Genomic DNA, 19,663 nt, shown 5'->3' with positions numbered 1-19,663 from the left:
ATTAAATATTAACCATTTTATTTCCTTTCAAACCAAGAATTAGACGTGCTTCTTCTGGAGTAGCCACTTCATATCCTAATTCTTCAACAATTGTCCTGATCTTTCGAACCTGGCTTGCATTACTTTCAGCTAGCTGCCCTTTTGATAAAAATAGATTATCTTCAAGACCAACACGAATATGACCACCAATCAAGGTTGAATGTGTTGCCATTGATATTTGTGTTTTTCCTGCAGAGAGAGTTGACCATTTTAAATCATCACCAAATAAATTATGAGCCGTATTTTTCATAAACATTAAATTATCTAAACTTGAACCAATTCCACCCAAGATACCAAATACTCCCTGTACAAATAGAGAATCCCGAAAATATCCTAGATTTCTGAAATATGCTAAATTGTATAAATGTCCAATGTCGTAACACTCATGTTCAAATTTTATATTCAAGTTTTTAGTTAAATGATAAACTCTTTCTATATCTTCAAATGTATTCCTAAAAATAAAAGAATTGCTGCTTCTGATATATTCTTCTTCCCAATCAAATTTCCAATTCTTAACCTTATTGGCCAATGGATGAAAGCTAAAATTCATTGAACCCATATTTAAAGAGCACATTTCTGGCTGAAACTCAAGCACAGCCGCCAGTCGTTCTTCTGGTGGCATATTAGGGCTACCACCTGTAGTAATATTAATGACTGCATCAGTATTATTATGAATATTTTTTAAAAACTTTTTATAAACATTAACATCCCCTATAGGCTTCCCTGTATTTGGATCTCGTGCATGTAAATGTAAAATAGATGCGCCAGCTTCAGCTGCATCAATTGATTGTTTAGCGATATCTTCAGGCTTATATGGCAAATATTTTGACAAGGTTGGGGTATGAATACCACCTGTAATAGCACATGTAATAACAACTTTATTTTTCATACTAGCATCCTTATATTGTAAAAAATTTTACACTTACTTTAAACAACCAATCATTAAATCGACTTGGTTATTTATATTTATATAGATTAAAATAAAAAATTACTTTTCATAAAATGACAATATATATTCTTTTTTAGACAGCAATTTATTTACAATAAAATTAAAAAAATCTCGTACTATTAAAAACCTAAGATTTTCATTTATGTAAGTTTAGCTATCACATTATCTTGCCACACTATTAAATAATGCTCATTTTCTCTATGTCTTAGATACATTAAACTAGCTACCGTTTTAATTATCAGTAAGGTTTGATTAGGAAAGCTGCTGAAGCAATTGCAAATACTAAGATAAATGCAATAAAAGTATAGGGTAAAATTTTCTGGAATCTTAATTTAAAAGTCGCCAAAAATGCTAAGGCCCAAAATGGCTGTATAAAGTTTGCCATTTGAGAACCCGTGCTGTAAGCATTAATAACATGTTCCACAGGTACTCCGAGTTGCTGGCCAGCGGGTATAATGAATGGAGCCTCAACTGCAAATTTTGATCCACCAGAAGGAATAAAGAAATCCATGAATACTGTGTATACCATTACAATCCATGAATAAGTCTCAGGGGTAGAAACATACAAAAAGGCATCCGTAATGGAATGAGACAATCCAGAATATGAAATAATTCCAAAAATTCCTGCATACAAAGGGAATTGAATTATTACACCATATGTAGTTCCAATTCCCTTTTGTACTGCACTAACAAAGTTTTTAGGTGTTTGTTGCAACAATAAAGCCAATCCAAAAAATAGTAGGTTTAACAAGTTAATATCAACTCTTGCAACACCACCAACCCAAATAGCTTTTACCACCCAAAATAAAATTGCGAAAGCTATCAGCATTGGAAATATACGTGAGCGTTCCCAACGTTCTGCTGGACGTAATTGCTTGAGCTGTTCTGTAGTTTCTTCTACAACAGCAGGCGAAGATAACTCCTTCCATGTGTCCTCATCAATCTCAATTGCTTTTCCTTTTTTAGGATGAATCACTATGAAAAAAATGATTAATGAAATAAGTTGTAAAGCAACTACGGTCAACAAAAATGGAGATAAAGCCGTATCTGTTAATGGCACCAAATGACCAATCGTCTGTTCAAGAAAATTTCCTGGTGTTGCTGCAATTAAAGGAGCTGATTGTGCTGGGCCATTTGCAGCAACCAAGAATGTACAATAACCTGCTGCTGCGAGTAGAGCATAATCAAGCCCTAATCCTTTTTTTCGAATGGCTATTTCTCTGCCCAATAGCATAGCAAGCATATATCCCATGCCCCAGTGAAGCCAACTAAAGATTGCAACACAAACACAATACATGATTAATGTTGAAGTAATAGTTTTAGGTATACTAATTAGTCTAATCAAATGACTTTTAACAAATGTTGATTCTACAACAATAAAACCGGTCAACATTAATAAACTCAGTTGCATAGCAAAAGTTAATAAAACCCAAAACCCCTGTGCATAATCATCAATTAGTTGTATAGGCCCCCGATCAGTAATTCCCAGTGCTAAAAAATATATAATTATGGTTAATGATAAAACAAAAACCATTGAATCTGGTACCCACTTCATACTCCATTCAGTAAATTTATCTACAAAGCTCTGCTTATTACTTTTTGCATTTTTATTTGACATAATATTCCCTATTATAAATTAAATATTAATTTCCTTTATTCCAAATAAGCATCTATTACAGTGCCGATTACCGTATACTTATTCAAATATATAAATTTCGCTTTAAAACGATTAAGCCTACCTAGACTAATAAATACTATCAATCAACTCATTAAAATGGCTTATATATGAAAAATCATTCACACATTTGTTTTGTTCCGCTTTTTTAATTAACTCTACAACTTTATTGTTAAATGGAGTTTTTATATTCAATACTTTTCCTGTAGCAGATATCACTCCATTAATGAATTCAATTTCACATGGTCTCCCTTTTTCTAAGTCCTGCAACATGCTTGCTTTTAATTTACGATGTGAATTCCAAACCTGATGATATAAAGGCAATTTATTTACTACATCATTCGGAAAATTAAGTTCGAGATCACCCATATTCAACCCATTCATTTTCACCATTTCAAACCCAGATGCATGGCAAACTTTTATGGTTTCATCTGCAATATGTGCTAAACAAAACATTGCTTTTTTATGATCCAAGATATCACCAAATGTACAACCAAGAGCAGCAGACATACCACTGAACGTAGCATTCATTAATAGCTTGGACCATCGGATACCCATAAGGTTTGGTAATATTTTTGTTGCGCCAACAAAACTCAATAGTTGTTGAATCTCTTGAATACGCTGAGTATTTTCTCCTGATATCTCACCTATCTCAAAAGCAAAATTTTGGACAACCTCTGCTGTAGAAGTAAGTTCAGAAACGCCTAGAGATTTCCATGTTGCACCAAAACCAACAACACCACCTACAATACGATGTAAACCAACAATTTTTGCTATTGATTGTTCAGGGATACCATTTTGCAAAGTACATAAGACACTTTCTTCATGCAAAAACGGTAACAGTTTTGGTAACTCAATAATATTCGTTGTTTGTTTGGTTAATAAAATTACAAGGTCATAAAAACCACTTAACTGATCTGGTGTATACGCATTAACAGCAACATTAAAATTCATGAATCCTGTAACTGTTGCACCATTTTTTTGTAATGCCCAAATATTTTCCTTATATGAATCAATTAAATCAACCTGACATCCATTTTTCGTCAATAATGCACCTATAATTGTTCCTAATGAACCGATGCCATAAATTGCCACTCTTTTCATCATAAATTCCTTTTCTATCTATTATCTCTTCAACAGGGAATCATTCATTCATCAGAGTAATTTGATTAAAACGCATAAAAAATACCTTTTATAGACAATTTTTATTCATTTTCAGACATTTTCTGTATAAAAAATATTTCTAAGCTATTTTAAAATTTCCAACACCTTATATGATAAAATTAGAATATATGTCACTTATCTATTTATTTTTAATTTTCAACTAATCATATAAAAATTTAAACCTTCAAAAATCACAACCTATTAAAAATAAAAATTCCTAAATTAAATCATTAAAATACAATTATTAATAAAATAAATAGATTTTATTACTCTTAAAAGATTTTCCAAGCTTTCTATTTCTCTAGGTCAATTAAAGTTTAAGACCGATCGCTTTTATGTGACTTGTTTGGCGACTACACTGCATGCATGTAATTTTGAATAGTTCCAAATTTTATTCAACATTGGGGCTAAGTCTTGTTCTTCAGTCACCGCAGCAAAGTTTTCAGCTTGCGGGTTTAATAATTCAATATCGTCTATTGAATTAACTTCTTTTCTCGGGCGGATTTAAAGATTTGATTCAAATCTGGCTTTAATCGTTTTCCAACAGATAAAGCTTCACAATCAATATTTTAGCTTTGGTGAGCTTAAACAAAATAATGGATACACAATCTCTCTAAAGCGAACATAATGTTAACTTTGGAGATGTAAAAATGGCTAAACGCTTGAGTCCTGAATTTAAACAGCAATCAATTGATTATGTGCTTTCGAATTCGTAGGACTCTATAGCTGCAATCGTCCAGAAATTAGTGGGCGGCTATTCAACCTTAGATAAATGGATTCGTAAAGCTAATCCAACAGGTTCAAGCAAACGTCAACTCTCACCGCAACAACAACATATCCTAGATTTAGAAAAAGTAGTCAAGCAATTCAGGTAAGCCAATCACATTTAAAAAAATGTGCATGTGTGCTTTCTAATAGATCACACCAAGAAAAGTACACGTTAATTCATAATTTGAATATGAAATCTGTCACGGTATCTTCTGTTTGTAAATGCTTGGGCGTAAGCATTTCAGGCTATTATGCTTGGCAGAAGAGACAGATTTACGTCATTCAGAAATATACTGATTTAAAGCTGTATATTGGCAATACCATACACGATTAGGAGCACATTCATTAGCTCATGACATGCATGATTTGGGTTAAGGTATGAGTGAACGTAGTGTTGGAAAATGCACAGAAAGCCCGATTGACGCAGCAAGATTGCACGCAAATCTAAGCATACAACGGATTTAAAACATTACTTGCCCATCGTAAGTAGCAAATTTGCTGGATCGCCAATTTATAGTCATACAACCAAATAAAGTTGAGAAAACAAACATTACTCATATCCGCACCAAAGAAGACCGGCCGTATTTATTTGTGCTGCTAAACTATTTAGTCGTCGAATTATTGGTTGACGAACTAGCCATCGTATAGATCGTTAACGGGTGTGTAACGTGTTGAATTATACACTAGCTCGTCAGGGTTATCCAATGAGTGTCATGATGCTTGGATCAAGGTTCCCAGTACTTTAGTCGTGATTTTAAAGCGATACTATTGTCGAACGACTGTATTTAATGAAGGTCACGCAGGAGAAACTAATGATATGATCAAACTAAAACCAAAGCAGCATCACCTCAAACGAATGAAGTTTGTGAGCATTTCCATAAAACGATATTACAAGAGTTTTATCAGATTATTTTTCAAAAGAAACTCTATGCCTCATGAGAAGAGTTGCAGCTTGATCTAGACGGTTGGCTAAAATTCTATAATACTGAACGAATACATTAGGGATAAGTGTGTAATGGCAAAATTCCATTTGAAACATTACTTGATGTAAAACATATTTGGGCTAAAAAGAATTTAGCTTAAATTTAAACTGACAGGCACAATATAAATAAGTAACTGTCAGATCAGATCTGAACGGCTTTGTTGCACAAACCTACCTCTAAAGGCTTATTCAGCAATATAATTCTTATATGAATAAGCCTACATCCAAAATATATCGTACAACGAATTGGTCTTCTTACAACCAAGCTTTGATCAATCGTGGAAATATCACCATTTGGTTTGACTCCAATACTCAGTGGTATGCACAATCAACACACAAACAAGGACGAAATCAAACCTACTCAGATACAGCTATTCAGTGCTGTTTAATGATAAAAGTCTTATTCCGTTTAACTTTACGAATGACCACAGGATTTGTTCAAAGTCTCATTCGTCTTTGCGGATTAGATTGGACAGCACCAGATTATTCCACCATCTGTAGAAGACAAAAACATATTAATATTGCCATTGGCTATCAAAAAAGCAGTGATGGACTTCACCTATTAGTTGACTCTACAGGTTTGAAATTTTTATGTGAAGGAGAATGGAAACGTAAAAAACATCAGCCTGAATATCGTCGTCAATGGCGTAAACTCCACATTGGTATTGATGCTAAAACATTGCAAATACGTGCTGTTCAGCTCACCACAAATAACGTGAGTGATTCACAAGTACTCAGAGATTTACTTGATCAAATTCCATTGGATGAAAAGATTGGCTCTGTTTATACCGATGGTGCTTATGACACTAAACACTGCCGAAAAGTCATTTTAGATCGACAAGCACATGCAGTGATTCCTCCAAGAAAAAATGCAAAGCCATGGAAAGATCAGCAAGCGAGGTCTATAGAACGGAATGTGTTATTGAAAACAGTCAAACGGTTAGGAAGATCCCTTTGGAAAAAGTGGTCTGGTTATCACCGTCGAAGTTTGGTGGAAACCAAGATGTATTGCATCAAATTATTAGGCGATAAATTAACATCAAGGAGTTTCCCTAGTCAGGTGAATGAGATTCATGCACGCGTAGCAGTCTTGAATAAATTCACAGAATTAGGTCGCCCTCATACTCAAGTTATGCCTTAAATTGTACTAGCTCAAACCAGATCTGACAGTTACCCATTTTTTAGTGTGCCTATCAGGTTAAATTTGAGCTAAATTCTTCTCAGCCCAAATTCGCTTCCCATCAAGTAATGTTTCCAGTGGTGTGCGACCACAGCACATTTTTCCCTGATGAGTTCGTTCAGTATTATAGAATTTTTGCCAAACGTCTAGATCAGCTTGTAATTCCTCTAATGTACTATAAAGCTTCTTCCTAAATGTAATTTGATAAAACTCCTGCAAGATCGTCTTATGGAAACGCTCGCATATTCCATTCGTTTGTGGGGATGCTGCTTTTGTTTTGGTATGATCAATATCATTGATGGCTAAATATAGCTCATAATCATGTTGTTCAACCTTACCGCAATATTCAGTACCTCTATCTGTCAGGATACACAGCATTGGTAGATCCTGCGACTGATAAAATGGTAGTACGCGATCATTTAACAGATCTGCTACTGTAATCGGTGTTTTCGTTGTATAGAGCTTGCAATGAACGACTTTGCTGTAGGTGTCGATGAAAGTTTGTTGATAGATTCGACCAACACCTTTCAGATTACCAACGTAAAATGTATCTTGGGCTCCAAGATATCCTGGATGGTGTGTTTCTATTTCGCCACAAGCAACATCATCTTCATGTTTACGCTCAAGTGCGGCAATCTGATGATCATTTAACTCAAAGCCATCTTGTGCCACTTTGGCTTCTAAGGCTTTCAATCGCTTTTTAAAATTCTCTAAATCGTGGCGAAGCCAAATAGATCGAACCCCGCTACCTGAAATGAATACACCATTTTTACGCAATTCATTACTACTACGGTGTTGACCATAAGCTGGATATTGGATTGCGAAATCAATAACGGCTTGTTCTATGGCATCGTCTACCTGTGACTGCCAATTGATGTTGCACTTGGCATAAGACATATAGAGGTACGCCATCTCGCCATAGCTTGGCACCGTGTTCCCCTGCGGTTTTACATTCAAGTATCTGTACATCTGCATCACCGACTACCGAGTAATCCAAGTTTGCCAACATAAAGTGTTTATCAGGTTCAGCGTGTTGTAATACGGCATTGACCCGACGTACTTTATAATTGGTATGCATACTGTAATATTCAGCCACCAAAGGCTCTAGGCGTTTGCCCCAATACAACGGTGCATGTCCTTCACTTTCATCCTCAATGTTTTGTTGAATACGTCCAGTTTTAATCATCCACAGTTCGAGCATCGACATATAAGGATTCAGTCCACAGGCTGCGGCACAATCACTACTGCCAATGCCTTTTTTACGCACATTGAGCCATTCGGCTTGTGACATGGTTTTGGTTTCAGCTAGGCGTTTGGGTTGCTTTTTTCGTCTTGAAGGTAATGAATAAGCTTTTGATCCTATTATAGAACCTATGGTGGGTTGGGATAACTTTGCGCTATGTTGTCTCATGATGTATTCCTCTAACTTCTAGTTTGAAAGACATAAAAAAATCCCATGCTTTTTTGGCATGGGATTAGAATTGAAATCACTATGTTTAAATGGTATTTAGTCGATGCGATAACTCAGCTTAATTTCGTCAAACGTTGCGAGACAGATAAAGTCAGTATGGTAGATATGTCTATACCCATCTAAGTCCAAATATTGAGGGTGTGGTATTTCATCCACTGTCCTCACCTGCACATCCTGAATGGGGTAAAGTAAAACCACTAAATCTCCAATCTTAAATTTGTACTCAAGACTGTCATCTGTCATCAAATTTTCTGCGTGATGGCAATATTGTCTAAATAAAATCTCGATATCTGTTTTAAGCAATCATCCTTAAGGCTTGTTCTAGCCCACGTTGCTTTAAGCCTGCACCTGCACCAAACCATGCTGAATCAAGTCGATGATCTTGGCTCATGGCTCGACGTTCATGGTCAGCGAATTCCGTGATACTGCATAGCAGACCGTAGGCAGTATCTTTGGCTGAGGATAGTTCTGCACCACGTCCATGACCATTAAACATGGTCATGACTTTTGACATTGCCCGTCCATTCGGTTCTGTTTTATTGGCATCTGCGCCATTGGCAACTTGTCTGTAATATTGAATAAAACGTTCGTCTTGTTCAGCGATACTCAGACTGCTGTTATTAAATACAGCATCAAAATAAGCAGCCGCTTCTTGCTGAGTAACTTTACGTTGACTCAACTGTTTCATTTGATACATATGTTCATCCCATGCTCTTACAGAAATACCCAACTGTTGTTTGATCTTGTCTGCATCGAACTTGGTGCTGTGGGGTACTTTGACCACACCTCGATTAGCATCTTGACCTTTTAGTGCAATGGCTAAGGTGTTATTACACACCACACGAATGGAAGTAAATTGTACTGTGGTGGCTAAAGTCCCATCACAAGCCGTAGCTAACAGAATATAGCCATTGCTGACATCTTTGCCTTTGAGTGCAGTACTTTGCCCTGTTCTCGCCAATGCCCAGAATTTCTTACCACCTTTGAGTACCCCCGCAGTTTCTAGTTCGAAGCCGGATTGTTCAGTCAAATCACGATAAAACTCTAGAATTTGTTTAGGCTGGACTTCTTGATAACGTTGACTGACTACAGATAAAGGTGCATGGGTATCTGAGCGGTACAGCACTCGTTGCTCATCGTGAGGGAGGATCAGATTCTGCCCTTTGTGATTTTCTGCCATATAACTGACATTGGAGCTTTCAATCTGCCAATTCATGCCAGCTTGTTTTGCCCAAACTTCGATGGGTTGATTTGGGCTGAGTTGATTACCTAAACCATGCCAAGGGGTTTGACCCACATAGGCCATTTGTTCAAGTTGATGTGCCATAAGGCCTTTCCTTCTTTTTAAGTGAATAATGAATTGAATCAATTCAATGTGAATATTTCAGAGTGAGATTTTTGTTGACTGTTAGATTCATTCAGTGTGTTGAATTTCGAAGTGTTCCTGACATTGTTCACACTGGTAATGTAGGGTGATCAAATTGTCTTGCTGTTGGATGTAAAGTAAAAACATCCCTCCAGCGGCTAAACCAATAAAACCACCAACAAAGGGATTAATCCCCAGCCGTTTAGAGATTTGCATACCTACCGTTGCCAGTGACATTGGTGAGCACGATGAGAACGTGAACTTAGTTTTGGATTGTGATTGTTGACTTTGCCTGAGTAATTGCACATGCGGTGAATGGCAATAGGGGCATTGCTGCATGGTGTTTTTCCTTGATTCATGAAGAAATAGATATAAAAAAACCACGAGCATCAGCTCGTGGTTTTTAGGATTGATTCGGTTTAGATTGGTTTATCGGTTGACTTTGGGTACTGCCAAACCAGATGGACTTTTACATGGTCGGATACGCTGGATATATTGCCCATCTCCTGTATCTTTAAAGAAGCCATGTTGAGATTGAACTTCTAAACATTGCCCTTTTTTATAGGGCTTGACCTGTTTGGCAACGGCTGCTGGAAGTGCATAACGATTGAGGATCACTTCACCCTTGGTAGTTGGAAAAATCACTGCTTCCTCACCAAATCCCAGATCTTTTTTTAAAACGATTTGTTCTGTTTTTGCCTTCACTTTTGTTGTTAAAAATAAGCTGAATAAAGCACAGCTGATTATTTTCAGATTTTTCATGGTGATATTCCTATTTAAAATGGGTATATAAATGATTAAAAAATCAATTTCTAAAAAAGTTAATTATTTAAAAACAAGGTTTGTAGCCTTCGTTTAAAACTTGATTATTACTTTTATTCCAACGCACCACATACCAAGTACATTGATAACGATCTGAGTCCCATGCAGCACGATAAGTAATGCTGTTGCCCTGTTGACTCCACCCTTCCACACGCTTAGCCACCTGATCTGGGCTAGATCGCCCCCAAACCTCCATGAGATGGGAAGCTAACATCTGATCAATACTTGGAACGGTTGCCTTAAGATCGGCTGGTGCAGTTTTGATTGGCTTTAAGCCATACTTTGCAGCATTTGAACTTAATGTTTTTCCCTCATGGTATTCAGAATCGATTTGCATGGTTAAATACTCTGTTGCTGAGTTTTGAGAGGATTTCGCCTCTTCAACTGCGGCTAAAGCACCTGCAACATCATCAGCGCTGACTGCTAAATTAGCAGTTTGTGTTGTTGTATCTTCACTTAAATCTTGATCTGCTGATTCAGTTGAAGCTTGGGCTACATCAGCAGTTTGAGTTTTTTGGGCTTTGGTTTGTTCTACAGCCAACTGTGCTAACTGTAGCTCTGCTTTACGTTGTAGATGTTGGTTCAATAGATAAGTACCTGACACACCCCCAATGATGCAAAGCACCAAGGCAATAAGACCAGATGTTTTTAATTTCGACACAAGACTCTCCTTATTTATTCGGCCATAAGCCTTGTTCTTTGAGTACTTTGATTTGAGGATCGATTGTCACTTCACCGGTTCTACAATCTGTAGTTTCACCCGTTTTTTGGTTGAAACTGACTGACATATTTGGGTTATCACATAATCTTTTGTATTTACTCACGACAGTAGGAGCGGCTTGTCTTGATGGTCTATAGCCTAATCGTTTTACCAATAAACGATTGGTTGTTCCAAATACTCTTAACACCCCACCACCTTCTGAGGTTGCGATATAAGCGAGATTTTTTTCACACCCATTTAACATCGAACTCTGGATTTCATGTACACCATAATGTTGAGTCACTGAACGATAGGTACAAATGCTCTGTAAACCGCTACCCTTTTGCATCTTCACAAGATGAGCCATGGTTTCCGCTGTATCCAATCCATAAGATGGAGCCGCTTGGATGAATGAACTGAAACTAAGAGTTAAAACTGCTATGCCAATATTTCTTTTCATAAGTTTGACCTATTAAATTTTTACTGTTATTGACTTATTAATGCTCAATTTCCGCTAGGAAAATAGCCATTCCAAAAAGGTAAAAGGCCAAACAAAGGCTCTGCCCAAAAGGTAGGCTTTGGAATAGCCCGCAGGAAAGCTCCAGATCAATTTGAACCAGTAGCCCAACATGATCAGTAGATAAGTGATCAATAGATTTCTCATCTTTAGCCCCTCCTAGTTCAATTCAGAGATACAGGCTAAACCTGCTTCTTGTACTTGATCTTCCCAATCTTCAGGAAATTGCATAGGGTTCTTGATCTGCTCAAGTCGATCTTCACCATAATGTTTTTCTACATTGTTATAGCTACAGGAACAGAAACTACGATTGCCACCAAAGTTACGGCAGCCATCCTTAAATTCTGATTCAAAAGCACTGCTACAGGCAGTCAGCAAAAGACTGCCGGACAATGAAAAAATGAGTTTTAATTTCATTCTATCCTCTCATATATACTTATGTTTTTAATGCCCACGCTTAGAGCGTTATGGCTTCAATGAGGTAATGTGTATTTGAAATTTCTTTATTTGAGATTGGATTTAAATCAATCATTTTTTTAATATTGCACAGACGTGACTTATTCTGGGCAGTTCCCAAGTTCATGATTTATATTGATCGTCATCAGTTTTTTAGAAAAATCAGCGAAAGAGAGCTAAGTGCTGTAATCAAGCACAGGCAAAGATCGAGAAGATAAAAAGAAAGTGAAAATTGAATTAGTACGCATGGCGGACTCCTTTGTTTAATAAGAAGTTCTACCAATTACTGCTAAATAATGGTGGTAGAACGAAAGAGGGTTAGCAGACTGGTAAACAAAGAAACCAGCACACACAAAGGTGTCCCCCTTCCGCCCTACCATAGAGAAAAGGGGGGACGAACGGGTCCACGACATACAAAAGAGACTTTTGTACATCGTCTTTGTTTAATGGGTCTGCTAAAACCCACTGGCAATGTAGGCCAGCGCATAAAGAATAAGTGCTGAAAGGAAATGTGTCAATTGGATATAAATGAATGGGTTTACTCCGTACCTGCGTCTGTATAAAATATGCGTCATGGAATGAGTTTGAATTTTTATCAATCTAGATTTACTTTATTGGGCTTAAAAAACCAAGACATCATCTTCCAAATAATTGTAAAAAGTGACATCACTATTGAGGGTGACGTTGTCTTTATAACCGATTAAAAAAACTCGATTTAAGTGTTATCTCTGTACATCAAAATCACACCTTACTTTTTACAAGCTCATTCTCACTTTTATTGATATAATTTTATAAAAATCGTATATGTTTTACTATAATTGAGCCAAATTCATATTAGACAATTCAACATGGAAAATTACATAGATCTCAAAAAAGAAATTGAAGAAATTAGGATCCTAGAATGCTTTGTCATTCATAATCTTCGTAATCCAGCGCTCTCTATCAAACATTATTGGCGCTTTTCGAATGTTAAGAATGAAGCTGATGAACAACAAGTTATTGATACACTTCTGAATCAAGGTGAGTTTTCTATTTCAGATAAACAAAAAGAATGGTTAGAACAAGGCTTGCAACCTCACTATTTTGACAAAAGTAAATTTTTCAAATTATCCATAGAAGACCGTCTTTATCGACATTATGATGAGGTATTCATTGCCATCCGTGATTTTAAAAACTATATTAATTCAAATGAGTATCTAGACTTATTAAAAAATAAAGAATTCGACTTTACTAAAAAGAGTGAATGGCCACTTAGCTTTAAAAAAGCATATACAGCGTACCAGCAAGCTTTTCAATTTTATGCTCAGCATATGGATTGTAGATCAGTCGAAATTCCTGAAGAAATTGCTAAAAAAATAAAAAAAATACAGGCTCAGGCTTATAAGGATCTAGAAATCAAAGAAATAATCCGAGTTCACTTAAAGCCTAAATATAAAGATCATGTCGAAAAATATCTCACAGTAGCCAATAAAAAAAATATTGAGGTAAATGCACTTTTTGATACTGAAATTGACATTGAATACGAAAAGAGTGTTATTCCCACGGTGACAGGACTTTATCTTCTAAAAAAAGCAACGCTTCTCAATAGAGGAGAAAGATATAAGAAAGCTCAGAATCTAGGGAGTTTTTCTTATACCTATATGCCTAGAAAGAATACAGTTAAACCCCTTTTTATAAAAACTGGAATTCCAGGTGCAATCCATATTAAACGTTTAGATGATAGACTTATTGGCTGCAATGAGACATTAGAAAAATTATATTCTGATCATGCTATTGCTTATATCCATAAAAATATTCTGCAAAATTTTTATCAATGGAAACATCAAATTAAAGATCAAGATGGTGAAAAACTTTCACTTTATGAAAAAATTAAAAAACATTATACCGTAGAAATAAAAAATACACATTTAAAAACAAATACTTAATTTAATATTCACAACCTAGGATTTCTCTAATTAAAAATCTCTCGGTGCAGAAACATTTATCGAGTCCTATGTCCCATCTAAAGTAATCCCATGTTGTACAGCATATTCTTAAATGTCTAAAACGAGGATTACTTTTATGGTTTCATCTGCCGACCCATTCAAAATGATCAGTCGGATTGATCTAGAAGAACTGACAGGTTTATCTCGATCAACCATCTACGATCGCATGAATTCAAAGTCTAAACGTTATGACCCCGACTTCCCTAAACCAGTAAAGTTTGGCCATCTGACACGATGGAGGCTCAGTGAGGTTCAGTCTTGGATTCAATCCAAAATTGAAGCTCGAAATCTTCTACAAATGACGGCCTAACTGTGTATATCACATATATATACACATTCACGTAAACACGATATGAATTTGTGCAAGGCTAGTCTGTTTAGCTTGAATTTGGATAAAGGTATTAAACCATTTAATATATATTCTCTAAATATATTCATATCTTTTATATATTTAGATTATTGAATATATTGATCTTCATACTGTAAGAGACAGAGATGATTGAGCAATGATGATCTGTAGTGATTCTGACTGCTCTAGCAAAGTCAGACCACTCGTTAAGTTAATACTTCTCTATCAGATTGCAGATCATATTTAACTGATGCCATTCATCCTATTTAGACACGACTCAACCTCGTGGCTACAGACAGCTATTGCCCAAATTTCTTAAAACTGAATATTTGAGAAATATATGAACAAACCAAAACTCCATAACTCCGCTGGCATATTTACGCTTGAGGAGCTAACTGCTCTTCAGCGTTCTGATCTAAGTTCAAGCATGATGACAGCACTAGATGGCAACTCATATCAATTTCTACATGCGATTGATCATGTGGCTGATATTTGCTTCAACATTGTCAATGTCATTGCTCAATGCCAAAAAACTCAACTTCCAGTAGCAAAATTAGTGAAAGAAAAGTCCCCGTTCTTTCATGAACGCTATCTAGTTCATTTTCCTACCAAATGGGAATCTTTAGAAGAGAAAATGCGCTCAGCATTTCAGCATCACTTCACTACAAAGTATTTATATGGAACAGAAATCAAAGCTTGGATGCTGACTCAGTCTCAATTCTCCCCAGTTGAGCTTGAAGTATTGGCCCATGTGTCTGCAATCGATTATCGCAGCGAAGTGTGTGTGCAAAAATATGTCGATTTATTTAATCTGTTTATAGCGCGGCTGATTAAACACTTGAGTAGTGCCGAATATAAAAAGAAAATCAGGGATCGAAATATAATCAAGAAAAATAATAAGTCTGCGTGCATTGAGCTCTTCAACCATCTCATTGCAAAGTTTGCCAGAGTCTTGGTCATCAGAATGGATTTTGCATTGAAGCGTGATCCAGAAACCCTGCTCAAACATGCATCGTCTATAGCTCTCCCTTATTCGCGTCATGACCTGATTTATCTAAAGAGGTCTATGAAAAAGTTTAAGGACAATTGGCGCAATAACAAGCTATTAAGCGCCATTGAAGGCTATATTTGGCAGTATGAATACTCTCATGCTACTGGGTTCCATATACACGCCTACTTTTTCTTTGACGGTGATAAACACCAAGAGGATATTACGCTCGCCCAATATATTTCGGACTACTGGAAAAAAGTGACCAGAAATCGTGGATGCACCTACATCTGCAACATGCAGAAAGACCAATACAAATACTGTGGTATTGGCATGATTCATTATTCGGATAGTGAAAAACAGTCTTACTTATTCAAAACCTTTGATTACATCGTCAAAGCCGATCAGTTTTTTATGTTTTCTGAGCTGAAGAGTTTTAAACGATTTCAGCGCAGTGAGCTTCCTGAGCCTAAAGCCAATTCAGGCCGCCCTCGCGCTCTAATCACAACAAAATCTCAACCATTCGCTCAGGAAGTATAATATGACCACATTCAATGCTATGGAAAAAACCGAAGCCCTTAATTATCTCAATATTGTGACGAGAGCCTATGCTTATCAAGGGTTCACGCATGTTGCACCTGTTTCTTTGGCTTTTTACTCAGAGCTGATCCAAAAAATCAAAACTAAGAAGAGTTTTCGGATTTTCACGAATAATCCAACAGCATTCCCTCACCCAACTATACCCAATCTATATGTAACGAATTTGGGGAATCTAGTTTTAAATATTGTAGCAGACAATACTAGGAACCCCTATACAACAGGTAAATTTCAGGATGCCTTACTCCATCCAGAAATAGCACTATTGAGCCAACTTATGTTTCAACATGACCTTTACAACATTAATCTTCAAGCCTATCAATGGATAGAACATAAGTGTGAAGAATGTATTGCTGATTTTAAAGTTAGAATTCAAACTAGAATATTCATGACTAAATGTCGATCATGGAACAATAGGTTTGGACACTTAACAGGCTCATACGATCGATTCTTAGAATTCATCTATGATGAAACCAGCCGTTTTGAAGTTCATTCACTTGTTGTGCAGCGTAAACTGCTTAATGGGCTTGAGCCTGTTTATGGTGAACCTGACTTTAGAGATATGTCAGCTTATGAAATCGTACAAGAGAAATCTAATGAAATTATTAGAGATGTTTGGCGCAGACGCCATCAAAATAATGTCCTCGGTATTCTAGCCAGAGATGAGATCGACATTCAGCAGACACAAACGATTAGACTGATATTCTTTGTAAAAAAAGAATTTTCAGACCTATGTCCTTTTGACAGTACACCACTATACCAAACACTCGCGCCTTATTTTATTAATCTCAATCGTGATCATATCGCATTAGGTACGATCCCCTCTATGAATTCTGGTAATGCTCCTCTTTTTCAAGTGCAGGAACTCAACTACTATGACTTAAATCAAATTCACGTGGGTAATCGTCTAAATGCACTCAAAGCGCAACTAGTTGTTCCTGACCACTGGTTTAGACTCAGAGATAACGCTCCAAGTCTACGAATTGAGCGAGGCAAAACTGATTATGAAAGATAGTTAGGAGTTATATTTAAAAAGCAGCATGCCTTGCCCCATGCTGCTTTTTTATTTTCATGATTTCACTTAAGTTAAGCAAAGATCTTTCAAAATAGTGTCTAATTTTAGCTCAACAGAATCATATCTACATTTTAAGATTAGTTTATTATTCTCTAGTAATATTTCAAAGATGATCCAAACATGTTCTAGTAATGCTTATTAAGTTTGATCACAACCAAAATTTATTGTGGGTTAGAATGTGGGTTAAAAACTAAGTCAAGAAAAAAGCCCTTGTAAAAACAAGAGCTTAATTCAATATTTGGCGGAAGCGGTGAGATTCGAACTCACGGAGGACTCACACCCTCGTCGGTTTTCAAGACCGGTGCATTAAACCGCTCTGCCACGCTTCCATGTGCGCAAGAATACTAAGCTTTTCCAATTCTGACAAGAAAAAAATAGACTTAAACCATTCAAATGCATATTGTTTCATCAAAATAGATGATTTTGATTAAAGTTTAGCTGCTATTTCAGCACCTTCACGAATCGCACGCTTTGCATCAAGCTCACCAGCCAATTTTGCACCACCGATAATATGGTAATTTGCTAAAGTTGACTCACCCTCTTGAGGCATTAAGTCCTTAACGGATTCCTGACCTGCACACACCACAATCGTGTCGACTCGTAACAATTGATCATGACCATTGCTTTCAATCCATAATCCTTCATTGGTGACAGACTTGTATTGCACGCCACGCATCATTCTTACCGCATGTTTTTTCAATTGTGCACGGTGTACCCAACCCGAGGTTTTACCTAAACCAATACCCAGAGGTGTGGTTTTACGTTGCATCAAATATATTTGACGAATTGGTTGCTCTACTTCAGCAGGAACAAAACCACCTTCAGTCATATAGTTTGGATTTGGGTCTACACCCCACTCGCGTTGCCAATCTGCCAAAGGTTGTGGTTGCGGCTGATGCTCAGGTTTTAATAAATATTCCGACACATCAAAACCAATACCACCTGCACCAACAACAGCGACTCTGTTACCAACAGGTGCGCCACGCAAGACTTCCGCATAAGACAATACTTGCGGTGCGTTACTGCCTTCAATATTTAGACCCCGTGGAATCACACCTGTTGCGATCACCACATCATCAAAACCTTCACGTTCTAGTTGCTCACGATTCACCTTGGTATTTAAACGTAAGTCCACACCAGTTTTTTCAATCTGAACCTTAAAATAACGTATGGTTTCATGGAATTCTTCTTTACCTGGTACAACTTTAGCAAGGTTAAACTGCCCACCGACCTCAGTAGAGGCTTCAAACAGAGTCACCTGATGTCCACGACTTGCCGCAATAGTAGCTGCTGACATTCCAGCAACACCACCGCCAACGACCGCAATTTTCTTCGGTTTTTTTGTTTTAAGATAAACCAGTTCAGTTTCATGCGCTGCTCTTGGGTTCACCAAACAACTTGCACGCTTATTTTGAAAACTATGATCTAAACAGGCTTGGTTACATGCAATACAAGTATTGATTTCATCAACACGATTGGTTGCGGTTTTACTTACCCAAAAAGCATCTGCCAATAATGGGCGCGCCATTTGCACCATATCAGCTTTACCTGCTGCCAAAATTTCCTCAGCAGTATCAGGCATATTAATTCGGTTGGAAGCAATGACAGGTACAGCGACATGCTTTTTCACTTCCGCGGTGTAATCTACAAATGCAGCACGCGGGACAGAGGTTACAATCGTGGGTACACGTGCTTCATGCCAACCAATCCCGGTATTGAGTAAAGTAATACCTGCTTTTTCTAATGCCTGTGCAACAGTGATCACTTCATCCATGGTATTACCGTCATGGACCAAATCGAGCATCGACAAACGGAAGCAAATAATAAATTTTTCACCAACTTTGGCACGAATTGCTTTTACAATTTCGACTGCCAAACGCATACGGTTTTCAATTGGCCCGCCCCAACGGTCTTCACGTTGGTTCACATGGCGACTTAAAAATTGATTCAGTAAATAGCCTTCTGAACCCATAATCTCTACGCCATCATAGCCGGCTTTTTTTGCCAGACTAGCTGTTTCAGCATAATCTTGAATGGTTTCAAGAATCAGTTTGTCACTCATCTGACGTGGTTTAAACATCGAAATCGGTGATTTGATTGGGCTTGAAGATACAACAAACGGTTGATAACCATAACGCCCTGCATGCAGAATTTGCATCAGAATTTTTGCACCATGCTTATGTACAGCATGTGTGACTAAACGGTGTGGTGCAATATCACCTAAAGTATTCATCGTACCACCGGCTGGCAACAACCAACCTTGGCGGTTTGGGGAAATCCCCCCTGTAATAATTAGCCCAACACCACCTTTGGCGCGTTCTCCAAAATATGCAGCAAGTTTTGGGTAGTTATAAAAACGATCTTCTAAACCTGTGTGCATTGAACCCATCACGACACGATTTTTAATGGTCGTAAATCCCAGATGGAGTGGTTTTAAGATATTTGCATAGCTATTTGTCATGATGAATCCTTTAAGTTTGGCTTTGCAACTTGTTGCATACTACTTTATCGAGTTTTAATTTTTTTTTGATGGCAATTTTTGATATTTTCATCGTAGATAGTGTCAATTCTATCTGTCTT

At 37.0% G+C, this 19,663-nt stretch carries 16 protein-coding genes, 1 tRNA gene and 5 pseudogenes; 7 read left to right on the top strand and 15 right to left on the bottom strand.

The genetic code is table 11. The features are described 5' to 3' along the window. Position 1: 1 nt before the first annotated feature. The 4 genes and pseudogenes from ACQ7EO_RS06960 to ACQ7EO_RS06945 all read right to left on the bottom strand — a co-directional run. The gene (locus ACQ7EO_RS06960; protein WP_434279210.1) at positions 2-928 is read right to left on the bottom strand and encodes a 3-keto-5-aminohexanoate cleavage protein; all 927 of its coding nucleotides are present in this window, start codon (positions 926-928) and stop codon (positions 2-4) included. 298 nt (positions 929-1,226) lie between these two features. Continuing rightward, complete coding sequence (locus ACQ7EO_RS06955; protein ID WP_434279209.1) at positions 1,227-2,606, bottom strand: TIGR00366 family protein; 1,380 nt, start codon at positions 2,604-2,606, stop codon at positions 1,227-1,229. Positions 2,607-2,732: 126 nt separating this feature from the next. Next, the gene (locus ACQ7EO_RS06950; protein WP_434279208.1) at positions 2,733-3,767 is read right to left on the bottom strand and encodes a ketopantoate reductase family protein; all 1,035 of its coding nucleotides are present in this window, start codon (positions 3,765-3,767) and stop codon (positions 2,733-2,735) included. Positions 3,768-4,166: 399 nt separating this feature from the next. Next, positions 4,167-4,393, bottom strand: a pseudogene (locus ACQ7EO_RS06945) (tyrosine-type recombinase/integrase); the annotation flags it as partial. Between the two features lie 84 nt (positions 4,394-4,477). Between ACQ7EO_RS06945 and ACQ7EO_RS06940 the strand changes: the two are divergent. The 3 genes and pseudogenes from ACQ7EO_RS06940 to ACQ7EO_RS06930 all read left to right on the top strand — a co-directional run. Beyond that, a pseudogene (locus ACQ7EO_RS06940) lies at positions 4,478-5,381 on the top strand (DDE-type integrase/transposase/recombinase); the annotation flags it as partial. A gap of 33 nt (positions 5,382-5,414) precedes the next feature. Beyond that, a pseudogene (locus ACQ7EO_RS06935) lies at positions 5,415-5,678 on the top strand (integrase core domain-containing protein); the annotation flags it as partial. Between the two features lie 107 nt (positions 5,679-5,785). After that, positions 5,786-6,718 carry an IS5 family transposase gene (locus ACQ7EO_RS06930; RefSeq protein ID WP_434279207.1) on the top strand — a complete coding sequence of 311 codons (933 nt, stop codon included), beginning with the start codon at positions 5,786-5,788 and terminating at the stop codon, positions 6,716-6,718. A 57-nt stretch (positions 6,719-6,775) separates the two neighbouring features. Here the strand turns inward: ACQ7EO_RS06930 and ACQ7EO_RS06925 are convergent. From ACQ7EO_RS06925 to ACQ7EO_RS06885, 9 genes and pseudogenes are all read right to left on the bottom strand, one after another. Further along, positions 6,776-7,615, bottom strand: a pseudogene (locus tag ACQ7EO_RS06925) (integrase core domain-containing protein); the annotation flags it as partial. Further along, positions 7,608-8,168, bottom strand: a pseudogene (locus tag ACQ7EO_RS06920) (YqaJ viral recombinase family protein); the annotation flags it as partial. The pseudogenes ACQ7EO_RS06920 and ACQ7EO_RS06925, both read right to left, overlap by 8 nt. 355 nt (positions 8,169-8,523) lie before the next feature. Further along, positions 8,524-9,555: a DUF932 domain-containing protein gene (locus ACQ7EO_RS06915; protein WP_434279206.1), complete on the bottom strand. Its 1,032-nt coding sequence runs from the start codon at positions 9,553-9,555 to the stop codon at positions 8,524-8,526. Positions 9,556-9,642: 87 nt separating this feature from the next. Next, the gene (locus ACQ7EO_RS06910) at positions 9,643-9,933 is read right to left on the bottom strand and encodes a hypothetical protein (protein WP_315078737.1); all 291 of its coding nucleotides are present in this window, start codon (positions 9,931-9,933) and stop codon (positions 9,643-9,645) included. Between the two features lie 90 nt (positions 9,934-10,023). Continuing rightward, positions 10,024-10,356: a hypothetical protein gene (locus ACQ7EO_RS06905; protein WP_434279205.1), complete on the bottom strand. Its 333-nt coding sequence runs from the start codon at positions 10,354-10,356 to the stop codon at positions 10,024-10,026. 67 nt (positions 10,357-10,423) lie between these two features. Beyond that, positions 10,424-11,077 carry a hypothetical protein gene (locus ACQ7EO_RS06900; RefSeq protein WP_434279204.1) on the bottom strand — a complete coding sequence of 218 codons (654 nt, stop codon included), beginning with the start codon at positions 11,075-11,077 and terminating at the stop codon, positions 10,424-10,426. Between the two features lie 10 nt (positions 11,078-11,087). Continuing rightward, positions 11,088-11,576, bottom strand: coding sequence for a hypothetical protein (locus tag ACQ7EO_RS06895; RefSeq protein WP_056514218.1), 489 nt, complete (start codon positions 11,574-11,576; stop codon positions 11,088-11,090). 54 nt (positions 11,577-11,630) lie between these two features. Beyond that, entirely contained in the window at positions 11,631-11,780 is a 150-nt protein-coding gene (locus ACQ7EO_RS06890) for a hypothetical protein (protein WP_171252537.1), read from the bottom strand. Between the two features lie 12 nt (positions 11,781-11,792). Then, positions 11,793-12,050 carry a hypothetical protein gene (locus ACQ7EO_RS06885; RefSeq protein ID WP_327857429.1) on the bottom strand — a complete coding sequence of 86 codons (258 nt, stop codon included), beginning with the start codon at positions 12,048-12,050 and terminating at the stop codon, positions 11,793-11,795. A gap of 887 nt (positions 12,051-12,937) precedes the next feature. Between ACQ7EO_RS06885 and ACQ7EO_RS06880 the strand changes: the two genes are divergently transcribed. The 4 genes from ACQ7EO_RS06880 (at position 12,938) to ACQ7EO_RS06865 (ending at position 17,023) form a co-directional block, all read left to right on the top strand. Further along, positions 12,938-14,014: a hypothetical protein gene (locus tag ACQ7EO_RS06880; protein ID WP_434279203.1), complete on the top strand. Its 1,077-nt coding sequence runs from the start codon at positions 12,938-12,940 to the stop codon at positions 14,012-14,014. Positions 14,015-14,150: 136 nt separating this feature from the next. Next, complete coding sequence (locus tag ACQ7EO_RS06875) at positions 14,151-14,384, top strand: helix-turn-helix transcriptional regulator (RefSeq protein WP_327858295.1); 234 nt, start codon at positions 14,151-14,153, stop codon at positions 14,382-14,384. A gap of 379 nt (positions 14,385-14,763) precedes the next feature. Then, positions 14,764-15,951: a YagK/YfjJ domain-containing protein gene (locus ACQ7EO_RS06870; protein WP_434279202.1), complete on the top strand. Its 1,188-nt coding sequence runs from the start codon at positions 14,764-14,766 to the stop codon at positions 15,949-15,951. A 1-nt stretch (position 15,952) separates the two neighbouring features. Next, positions 15,953-17,023: a hypothetical protein gene (locus ACQ7EO_RS06865; protein ID WP_434279201.1), complete on the top strand. Its 1,071-nt coding sequence runs from the start codon at positions 15,953-15,955 to the stop codon at positions 17,021-17,023. A gap of 299 nt (positions 17,024-17,322) precedes the next feature. Here ACQ7EO_RS06865 and ACQ7EO_RS06860 read toward each other — a convergent pair. Both ACQ7EO_RS06860 and ACQ7EO_RS06855 read right to left on the bottom strand, forming a co-directional pair. Continuing rightward, positions 17,323-17,412, bottom strand: a tRNA-Ser gene (locus tag ACQ7EO_RS06860). Between the two features lie 98 nt (positions 17,413-17,510). Then, the gene (locus ACQ7EO_RS06855) at positions 17,511-19,544 is read right to left on the bottom strand and encodes an NADPH-dependent 2,4-dienoyl-CoA reductase (RefSeq protein ID WP_004823046.1); all 2,034 of its coding nucleotides are present in this window, start codon (positions 19,542-19,544) and stop codon (positions 17,511-17,513) included. Positions 19,545-19,663 lie beyond the last annotated feature (119 nt).

The sequence above is a fragment of the Acinetobacter sp. CE-15 genome (genome assembly GCF_051059255.1).
Taxonomy (GTDB): domain Bacteria; phylum Pseudomonadota; class Gammaproteobacteria; order Pseudomonadales; family Moraxellaceae; genus Acinetobacter; species Acinetobacter guillouiae.
This window is presented reverse-complemented; position numbering and strand designations above follow the sequence as displayed.